The 8,643-nt window shown below is 76.1% G+C and carries 9 protein-coding genes and 1 pseudogene; 1 reads left to right on the plus strand and 9 read right to left on the minus strand.

Features of this window, described 5'->3' with window-relative positions; all coding sequences use genetic code 11:
- A partial coding sequence (locus RKE29_RS25115; RefSeq protein ID WP_312007911.1) for a M23 family metallopeptidase occupies nt 1-496 on the plus strand: 496 nt, incomplete at its 5' end.
- A 91-nt stretch (nt 497-587) separates the two neighbouring features.
- Here the strand turns inward: RKE29_RS25115 and RKE29_RS25120 are convergent.
- From RKE29_RS25120 to lepB (RKE29_RS25160), 9 genes and pseudogenes are all read right to left on the minus strand, one after another.
- The gene (locus tag RKE29_RS25120; RefSeq protein WP_312007917.1) at nt 588-1,145 is read right to left on the minus strand and encodes a helix-turn-helix domain-containing protein; all 558 of its coding nucleotides are present in this window, start codon (nt 1,143-1,145) and stop codon (nt 588-590) included.
- 75 nt (nt 1,146-1,220) lie between these two features.
- The gene (gene whiG / locus RKE29_RS25125) at nt 1,221-2,057 is read right to left on the minus strand and encodes an RNA polymerase sigma factor WhiG (RefSeq protein WP_312007912.1); all 837 of its coding nucleotides are present in this window, start codon (nt 2,055-2,057) and stop codon (nt 1,221-1,223) included.
- Between the two features lie 164 nt (nt 2,058-2,221).
- Nucleotides 2,222-3,325 carry a DNA-processing protein DprA gene (gene dprA, locus RKE29_RS25130; RefSeq protein ID WP_312007918.1) on the minus strand — a complete coding sequence of 368 codons (1,104 nt, stop codon included), beginning with the start codon at nt 3,323-3,325 and terminating at the stop codon, nt 2,222-2,224.
- Nucleotides 3,326-3,564: 239 nt separating this feature from the next.
- Complete coding sequence (locus tag RKE29_RS25135; protein ID WP_312007913.1) at nt 3,565-5,181, minus strand: ATP-binding protein; 1,617 nt, start codon at nt 5,179-5,181, stop codon at nt 3,565-3,567.
- Nucleotides 5,181-5,534, minus strand: a pseudogene (locus RKE29_RS25140) (YraN family protein); the annotation flags it as partial. The pseudogene RKE29_RS25140 and the gene RKE29_RS25135, both read right to left, overlap by 1 nt.
- Before the next feature lie 425 nt (nt 5,535-5,959).
- The gene (locus RKE29_RS25145; protein WP_004944840.1) at nt 5,960-6,268 is read right to left on the minus strand and encodes a DUF2469 domain-containing protein; all 309 of its coding nucleotides are present in this window, start codon (nt 6,266-6,268) and stop codon (nt 5,960-5,962) included.
- 39 nt (nt 6,269-6,307) lie between these two features.
- Nucleotides 6,308-6,784 carry an NUDIX hydrolase gene (locus RKE29_RS25150; RefSeq protein ID WP_312007919.1) on the minus strand — a complete coding sequence of 159 codons (477 nt, stop codon included), beginning with the start codon at nt 6,782-6,784 and terminating at the stop codon, nt 6,308-6,310.
- A gap of 55 nt (nt 6,785-6,839) precedes the next feature.
- Nucleotides 6,840-7,616, minus strand: coding sequence for a signal peptidase I (lepB, locus tag RKE29_RS25155; RefSeq protein ID WP_312007915.1), 777 nt, complete (start codon nt 7,614-7,616; stop codon nt 6,840-6,842).
- 92 nt (nt 7,617-7,708) lie between these two features.
- Nucleotides 7,709-8,643: signal peptidase I (lepB, locus tag RKE29_RS25160; RefSeq protein WP_312007916.1), on the minus strand; the 935-nt coding region annotated here is incomplete at its 5' end.

An 8,643-nucleotide genomic window follows, 5' to 3' on the forward strand; every position in this document is an offset into this window, starting at 1 on the left:
GCGGACCGGCGCCGTGGCGCGGGCCCCCGCCGGCGCGCGGGCCTGGCCGGTGCGCGGGACGGTGGGCGCCGGGCGGCCCCTGGTACTGCGGACGTGGGAACCGCCGCCCGCACCCTGGGCGCCGGGCCATCGCGGCGTCGACCTGTCGGCCCGCGCCGGGACACCGGTGCGGGCGGCGGCCGCGGGGCGGGTGTCCTTCGCCGGCCCGGTCGCGGGCCGCGGCGTGCTCAGCGTGGAGCTGGGGGACAGCGGCGCCCCCGCCCTGCGCACGACCTACGAGCCGGTGCTGGCCACGGTGACGGCGGGCGAGCAGGTGACCGCGGGACAGGTGGTCGGCGTCGTGCAGTCCGGGCCGTACCACTGCGCGGAGGGCTGCCTGCACTGGGGCCTGCTGCGCGGACGGAGCTACCTGGACCCGCTGTCGCTGCTGCCCCCGCCGATGCTGCGCGGCGGCCCGTCGCGCCTCCTGCCACGGCCCCGCGCACCGGGTCCGTGAGGCGGTGAGCCCAGGGGGAGGGAGGGGAGGGAGGGGGCGGGGGGAGGGGAGGGGAGGGCCCCGGTCAGTGGCCTCGGAGGCGTCAGAGGCGTCAGAGGCGCACGCCGCGCAGCGCCATGGCGACCGTCGCCTCCGTGATGGGCCCGGGGTCCTCGGCCGCGCCGAGCTCCAGGCGCCGGACGGCGGCGTCCACGACGCCCTGGAGAAGCACGGCGGTCAGCCGCGGCTGCTGGTGGCCGAGGGCGCGCAGCGCGTCGACGACGAGGGAGACCAGCCCGCCGTGCGCGGCGCGGATCTTCTCCCGGGCCGCGGCGTCCAGCTCGCCGGCGGAGATCGCCACCACGGCCCGGTGGCGCCGGTCGCCCACGAGCGCGAGCTGCTGCCGCACGTACGCCTCGATTTTCGCCTGGGGCGTGTCGGCGCGCCGCATGGCGTCCTCGACCTCGGCGGCCCAGACGGGGAAGTCCACCGCGCACAGCTCCTCCACGACGGCGGCGCGGGAGCGGAAGTACTCGTAGACGGAGGACCGCGCCAGGCCCGTGCGCTCGGCGAGGGCGGGGAAGGTCAGCGCTTCCGTGCCTCCTTCGGAGAGCAGGGAGCGGGCGGCGTCCAGCAGGGCGGCGCGCTGCATCGTCCGGTGCTCGGCCACGGAGGCCGCTCGAATCCTGGGCACGGCACCACTGTACGGAAGAGTTCTCCGGACGGGCGACGCAGAAGGGACGATTCAGCGGGCGACGTCGGCGAGTTTGGCCCGCAACTGGAGCACGGACTTGGTGTGGATCTGGCTGACCCGGCTCTCGGTGACGCCGAGCACCTGGCCGATCTCGGCGAGGGTGAGCCCTTCGTAGTAGTAGAGCGTGACGACGGTCTTCTCCCGCTCGGGCAGCGTGTTGATGGCGCGCGCGAGCAGGCGCCGCAGCTCGCGGTCCTCGGCGACCTCGACGGGGTCGTCCGCGGCGGTGTCCTCCAGGGTGTCCATGAGGCTGAGCCGGTCGCCGCCCTCGCCGCCGACGTGCAGCAGCTCCTCCAGGGCGACGACGTTGGCGAGCGACAACTGGCTGAAAAGGCCGTGCAGTTCGTCCAGGCCGATGTCCATCTCGGCCGCCACCTCGGCCTCGGTGGGGGTCCTGCGCAGTGCGGCCTCCAGCGTGGCGTAGGCCCGTTCGACCGCGCGGGCCTTCTGGCGGACCGAGCGTGGGATCCAGTCCAGCGCGCGCAGTTCGTCGATCATGGCGCCGCGGATGCGGGTGATCGCGTAGGTCTCGAACTTGATGGACCGCTCGGGGTCGAACTTCTCGATGGCGTCGATGAGGCCGAACACGCCGGAGGACACGAAGTCCGCCTGGTCCACGTTGGGCGGCAGCCCGACGCTGACGCGTCCCGCGACGTACTTCACCAGGGGCGAGTAGTGCAGGATCAACTGCTCCCGCAGCCACCCGTCGCCCGTGGCCTTGTACGACCGCCACAGCTCATCGAGCGATGAGGGGGCAGCGGGCCGCACGGCGCCGCGGGCGGCGGGCGGGGCCGTCGCGCGGTCAGTCCCGGGGATGTGCTGGGGCATACGTCGCCTTGAGCCGTTCTGCCATGACGTGGGTGATGTCGTGTGCTTCTGTCGGAACCTTGTGAGCGTAGCGTGACAGAGCCATCGCACTATGCGAAGGGAGTCGGCGTGACGGTGTGCGGATACGGTCATCGCCTCAACCCTTTCACCCGATTGCGCCAAATTTAAGGACCGCCTCGCCGCGCGTGACCTTCCCGGCACGCAGGGTGAACCAGCGTCCAGTGGTCGCCGCGCCGCGCGACGAAGCCCAGTGCGAGCAGCTCGTGCAGGCGGGCCACGGCCTCGTCGGTGCTCGTCCCGGCTTCCCGGGCCACCGCGCGGCCGTCGCGACCGCCCTGAGCCGACAACGCTTCGAGCACCCGTGCCGTCACGGGGTCCAGCAGGTCCCGGTCCACCAGCGGCCCCCGCCGCTCCGGCGCGAGGTCCCCGATCCCGCCGACCAGCTCGGCGACCTCGGCGGCGTCGGTGACCAGCACGGCCTCGCCGCGCAGCAGCTCGTGTACGCCCGCGGACAGGCCGCTGGTCACCGGGCCGGGCACGCCCATGGCGAACCGGCCGAGCCGCTGCGCGCGGCGCGCGGTGACCAGGGAGCCGCTGCGGTACGCGGCCTCCACCACGACCGTGCCGCGGGTGAGCGCGGCGATCACGCGGTTGCGGAGGATGAAGCGGCCGCGCGTGGGGTGCGCGCCGGGCGGCAGCTCGGCGACCACCAGCCCCTGCCCGGCGATGCGCTCGATCAGCCCCGCGTGGGCCCGCGGGTAGGGCCGGTCGACCCCGGAGGCGAGCACGGCGACGGTCGCCCCGCCCGCGGCCAGCGCCCCGCGGTGCGCCGCGCCGTCCACTCCGTGCGCGGCGCCGGAGACGACCGTCCAGCCCCGCTCGGCCAGCTCGGCGCCGAGCGTCGCGGCCACGTGGGCGCCGTAGTCGCTGCACGCCCGGGCGCCGACGACCGCGACGGAGCGCAGCGCCCACGTCCGCAGGGAGGGCCGGCCGCGCACCCACAGGCCGACCGGCCGGGCGTCGCCCAGGTCGTCGAGCTGGCCCGGCCACTCCAGGTCGCCGGGGCAGACGAACCTGCCGCCGAGCCGGGCCGCGGCGGCCAGGTCGGCGGCCGGGTCGGTGCCGGACGCGCGCAGCGCGCATCCGGCCAGGCGCTGCGGGGTGGCGTCGGGTGGCGGCGCGGCCTGCCCGGTCAGCGCGCGCAGCAGCGCGACCGGTCCCAGCTCGCGCAGCCAGCGGCCGACCGTCTCGTCGCCCGGCTCCACCAGCCGGGTGAGCGCGGCGCGCGCGAGCCGCTCCTCTTGTGGCGCGCGGCCGCCGTCCGGCGCCGAGCCGCTGGTCTCCCGCGGGGTGTCCGGTCCGGGCCCGTGGGCGTCCCCGCCCGGCCCGGCCTGCCCCTCCGGTCCGTCCGCGGCCGGCGGCGGCCCGCCCTGCCGCCCGGGCTCTGCGCCGTGCCGCCCGGGCTCGTCGGCGGGCCGCGCGGACCGGCCGCCGTCGGGTGCGCGGCTCACGGCCGCCCCGCCGGAACGCCACGGCTGACGCCCGTGCGCAGGTGCAGGGCCCGGGCCACGTCGACCGCGTCGGGCCGGTCGTGGCCGGCCAGGTCGGCGACGGTCCACGCCACCCGTAGCACCCGGTCGAGACCGCGGGCGGTGAGCAGCCCGCGCTCCAGGTCGTGCTCGGCCTCCCGCAGGGCTTCCGGGGCGGTGCGCCACCGGGTGCGCAGTTCGTGGCCGGGCACCTCGCCGTTCGTGGTCCAGGGGGTGCCGGCGTAGCGCGCGAGGGCCCGCTCCCGGGCCTGGCGCACCCGGGCCGCGACGGCCGCGGTGCTCTCCGCCGCGGCCGGTCCTCCGGCCAGCTCGGCCCGGTTCACCGGCTGGACGTGCACCCGCAGGTCGACCCGGTCCAGCAGCGGGCCGGTCAGCCGCGCCTGGTACCGCCGCACTACCGCGGGCGGGCAGTCGCAGCCCTCGCCCAGCAGGCCGTGGCGGCCGCACGGGCAGGGGTTGGCGGCCAGCACCATCAGGAAGCGCGCGGGCAGCCGCATCATGCCCGCCGAGCGGGCCACCACCACGTGCCCGGACTCCAGGGGCTGCCGCAGCGCGTCCAGGGCCCGCCCGCTGAATTCCGGCGCTTCGTCCAGGAAGAGCACGCCGCGGTGAGCGAGGGAGACCGCGCCCGGCCGGGGCAGCCCGTTGCCGCCGCCGACGAGGGCGGCCATGGTCGCCGAGTGGTGCGGCGCGCAGTAGGGCGGCGCGTCCACCAGGGGCTGGCCCGGCGGCAGGATGCCCGCCACGGAGTGCACGGCGGTGACCTCCAGGGCTTCCTGCCGGGTCAGCGGCGGCAGCAGGCCCGGCAGGCGCTCGGCGAGCATGGTCTTGCCCGCGCCGGGCGGCCCCATCAGGTACAGGTGGTGCCCGCCCGCCGCCGCGACCTCCAGGGCGGCGCGGGCCGTGTGCTGCCCGGCGACGTCGGCCAGGTCGGGCGGGCGGGCCGCGGTGCCGGGGCCGGACGTCACGCCCGTGCCCGTGCCGGCGCCCGGCAGCAGGAGCCCGGCGAGCATCGGGTCCGGCTCGCCGGGGCCGGGCCGGTCCTCCTCCTCGGGCACCGGCTCGTCCGCCAGCACCGCGATCAGCTGGCGCAGGCTGCGCACGCCGAGCACGGCGACGCCGGGTACGAGCGAGGCTTCCGAGGCCGTCTGCTCGGGCACGACCACCTGCTGGTATCCGGCGTCGGCGGCCGCGAGCACGGCGGGCAGCACGCCGCGCACGGGCCGCACCCGGCCGTCCAGGCCCAGCTCTCCGATCATCATCAGGTCGGCGATCTGGCGCGGGTCGACGCGCTCGGCGGCGCCCAGGACGGCGCAGGCCACGGCCAGGTCGAAGCCGCTGCCGCTCTTGGGCACGGACGCGGGGCTGAGGCCGACGGTGAGCTTCTTCTGCGGCCATTCGGCGCCGGAGTTGACGACGGCGGCGCGGACCCGGTCGCGGCTTTCCACCAGGCTCTTGTCGGGCAGGCCCACCAGTGCGAACGCGGCCACGCCCGGCTCCAGGTCGGCCTGCACCTCGACCACGACGCCCTCGACGCCGACCAGGGCCACCGAGCAGGTGCGGGCGAACCCCATCAGGCCACCCCCCGCGCGTGCTCCACCACAGGGGCGCCGCGGCCGGGCAGCACCACGCCGACCAGGTCGATGCGCACGCCGCCGGGCGGCGGGCCGCCGTGCCGCTCCATCCAGCGCTCGGCGAGCGCCCGCAGCCGCTGGGCCTTGCGCGGGGTGACCGCGGCCATGGGGTGCTCGTAGGACCGGTCGCGGCGGGTCTTGACCTCGCACACCACCAGGGCCGCCCCGTCGAGCGCGACGATGTCGATCTCACCCTCGCGGCACCGCCAGTTGCGCTCCAGGACGGTCATCCCGGCCTCGGCCATCAGGCGGGCGGCCAGGTCCTCTCCGTACCGCCCGAGGGCCCGCCGGGCCTGGGCCGTGCGCCCGGGACGACCGGCTCGCCCGGCCCGGTCGGGCGGAGGAGTCCGGTCGGGCGGACCGGGCGGCGCCGACCGCCCGCCTTCCTCCCGGCTTCCGGTCGTCTCCAGCCGCTCGTATGCCCGCGGCCGCGCACGCTCCCGCGGCCGCCCGGACTCCTCCGGCCGCCCGGACTCCTCCGGCCGCCCGGACTCCTCCGGCCGCCCGGACTCCTCCGGCCGCCCGGGACGCCCGCCGCGTGCGGGCTCCCGGAGCCCTTGCGGCTCCCGCGTCCGCGCACCCCGGCGCGCGGGCGCGGGCGGCCTGTTCCCGCCTGACCTCGGCATCGGTACCACCTCCGGTACCGACGGTGACGCCTGGGCGGGACTTCAGGGGATCTTGGTCGGAATCTGTGGACTACCGGCGGGTTGTGGACAACTCAGCCACTCGGAAGGTCGAGGTCGCTCTTGTTCAGCTCCTCGATGTTCACGTCCTTGAAGGTCAGCACGCGCACCTGTTTGACGAAGCGGGCGGGCCGGTACATGTCCCAGACCCACGCGTCCGCCATCGAGACCTCGAAGAAGACCTCGCCCTGCACCGAGTGCACCTGCATCTCGTAGTCGTTGGTCAGGTAGAAGCGGCGCTCGGTCTCGATCACGTATTTGAACAGGCCGACGACGTCGCGGTACTCCCGGTAGAGCTTCAGCTCCATCTCGGTCTCGTACTTTTCGAGGTCCTCGGCGCTCATGGCATGTTCCCCTTCAGCCGTGCGTCCCCCCATTGTGCGTCAGACGCGCTCGGTCTCCAGGACCACCGGCGCGCCCGGGGGTCCCTCGTCGAGCAGCGTACGCAACAGCTCGGCGAGCCGTGTGGGGTACACCGTTTCCCGCGTGGCGGCCAGTTCCCCGGGCGTCCACCACCGCAGGCCGCGGACGCTGCGCCGCTCCAGCTCCGTCTGCCCGGCCGTGCGGGTCGCGGTCTGCCGGGTGCGGCCGAGGTAGTACCACTCGTCCTGGTTCCAGCGCCGCCCGGCGAAGGGGAAGGAGCACACCCGCCGCCACAGCACGGGGCCGAGTTCCACATCGGTGATACCGGTCTCCTCCGCCAGTTCGCGGCGCGCGGCGCGCTCCCGGCTCTCGTCGTCTTCCAGGCCGCCGCCCGGCGTGAACCACCAGGTCACCGCCGGGTCGTCGGGTTCGTAGCCGTGCAGCAGCAGGATCCTGTCGTGCGGGTCGAGCAGCACCACCCGCGCGACCCTGCGCAGGCCGGCGTCGTCGCCGGGCCCGGTTTCCGGCCTGCCGCCCGGAGGTCCGGCCTGGTCAGCCACCGGCCACCGCCTCCCGCCGCGGCCGGCCGCGCGCGCGGCGGCGGGCCGCCGCGCGGGCTACCGGCCCGTACAGCGCGCCGCCCAGGACGAGCGCGGCGCCGACCGTCGTGAGGGCCAGGATCACCCGCAGCGGGCCGGGCTGCGAGACGCCGCCGGGCAGGTCCGCGAATCCGTCGGGCCGTCCCACCGTGCCGAGGTCGGACAGCGGCCAGACGACGGCGTCCACCCTGGCCCGGACGGCGTCGCGCGGTATGGACCCGTCGGCGCCGTCGCCGAGGTGCGCGCGCGAGTCCACGGAGTCGGCGCGGTGGTCGCCCATCACGAAGAGCCGGTCCGCGGGGACGGTCGCGGAGAACCGGGTGACCGAGGCCGGGCCCCGGGCGTGCAGATACGGTTCTTCGACGGGTCGGCCGTCCACGGTCAGCCGGCCCCGCCGGTCGCAGCAGGCGACCGTGTCGCCGCCGACCGCGACCACCCGCTTGGCCATCGACAGGTTCTGGCCCCAGAGCGGGTCGCGGAAGATCACCACGTCGCCGCGGCGCACCTCGTCGCCGTCGATCCGCTGGGCGAGCAGGCGGGCGCCCTGTCGCAGGGTCGGCGCCATCGAGTCGCTGGGGACGGAGTACGGCTTGTAGGCGATGGCGCCCCAGCCGGCCCCGCCCAGGAAGAGCAGGCAGCCCAGTGCGACGACCAGGCCGGAGACCAGCCGGCCGCGTCCGCCGTCCCGGGCGTCCGCGGCCCGGGCTCCGGCTCCTGGGGGTCCCGTCATCCGTGTCGCTCCCGCCTCGTGCCGCCCCCTGGGGGTGCCGGCCGCCCGCCGCGGCCCGCGACCGGCACCCTACCTGGCGGTACGGGCGTGAGTCAGCCGTTCGCCGACCGCGAACCGCGCTGCCTGCGGCGCCGCCACCGCACGACCGGGACGGCGCCGGCCAGGCCCAGCGCGGTGGGGGCCATCGACAGGGCGGTGCCGATGCCGGGCTGGTCGAAGGTGCCGGGCACCGACAGGACGCTCCAGCGGTTGACCGGCCAGGCGACGACGATCGCCCGGCCGACGACCTCGTCCTCCGAGACCGTGCCCTTGTTCAGGTTCTCGTGGTAGCGGGAGTCCGACGACGCCTGGCGGTGGTCGCCCATCACCCACAGGCGGCCCTTGGGCACCTTGACCGGGCCGAAGGGGCGGTCGTCGCACGGGGTGTTCCCGGGGAAGATGTACGGCTCGTCCAGCGGCTTGCCGTTGACCGTGACCTTGCCGCCCTGGCGGCATTCCACGGTGTCCCCGCCGACCGCGATGACCCGCTTGATCAGGTCCTTGTCCTCGGCCGACGGCATCAGGCCGATGAAGCTGAGCGCCTTCTGGATGCCCTTGACGACGTCGTTGGAGGAGTCCGACGTCTCGCTGTCGTCCAGCCAGCCGCCCGGGTCGTGGAAGACGACCACCTCGCCGCGGTGGGGCTTGGAGCCGAACCACGGGGTGAGCTTGTCGACCAGCACCCGGTCGCCCAGTTCCAGCGTGTCCCGCATGGAGCCGGAGGGGATCGAGAACGCCTGCACCAGGAACGTCTTGATCAGCAGCGCGAGGAGCAGCGCGATCGCCACGAGCAGCGGCAGCTCCCGCCAGAAGGACCGCTGCTTCCTCGGCGGCTCCGCGGCGCTCGCGCCGCCGGTGCCGCCCGCCTCGCCGAAGCCGTCCGGGCCGGCCGGTCCTCCGGCGCCGCCCGCGGCGGGGCCCGGGTCCTCGGGCCGGCCCTGGGGGCGGGGCGGGACGCGGGGGCCGTCCGGGGTCTGCCCGCCGTGCC

Origin of the sequence: Streptomyces sp. B1866 (assembly GCF_031932565.1) — a bacterium.
In the GTDB taxonomy this organism is placed as follows: Bacteria; Actinomycetota; Actinomycetes; order Streptomycetales; family Streptomycetaceae; genus Streptomyces.

Bases quoted from the DNA above. Each gene is read 5' to 3' on its own strand.
- whiG (WP_312007912.1), bottom strand. From the start codon at position 2,057: ATGCCCCAGCACATCCCCGGGACTGACCGCGCGACGGCCCCGCCCGCC.
- RKE29_RS25135 (WP_312007913.1), bottom strand. From the start codon at position 5,181: ATGGGGTTCGCCCGCACCTGCTCGGTGGCCCTGGTCGGCGTCGAGGGC.
- RKE29_RS25145 (WP_004944840.1), bottom strand. From the start codon at position 6,268: ATGAGCGCCGAGGACCTCGAAAAGTACGAGACCGAGATGGAGCTGAAG.
- lepB (WP_312007915.1), bottom strand. From the start codon at position 7,616: ATGACGGGACCCCCAGGAGCCGGAGCCCGGGCCGCGGACGCCCGGGAC.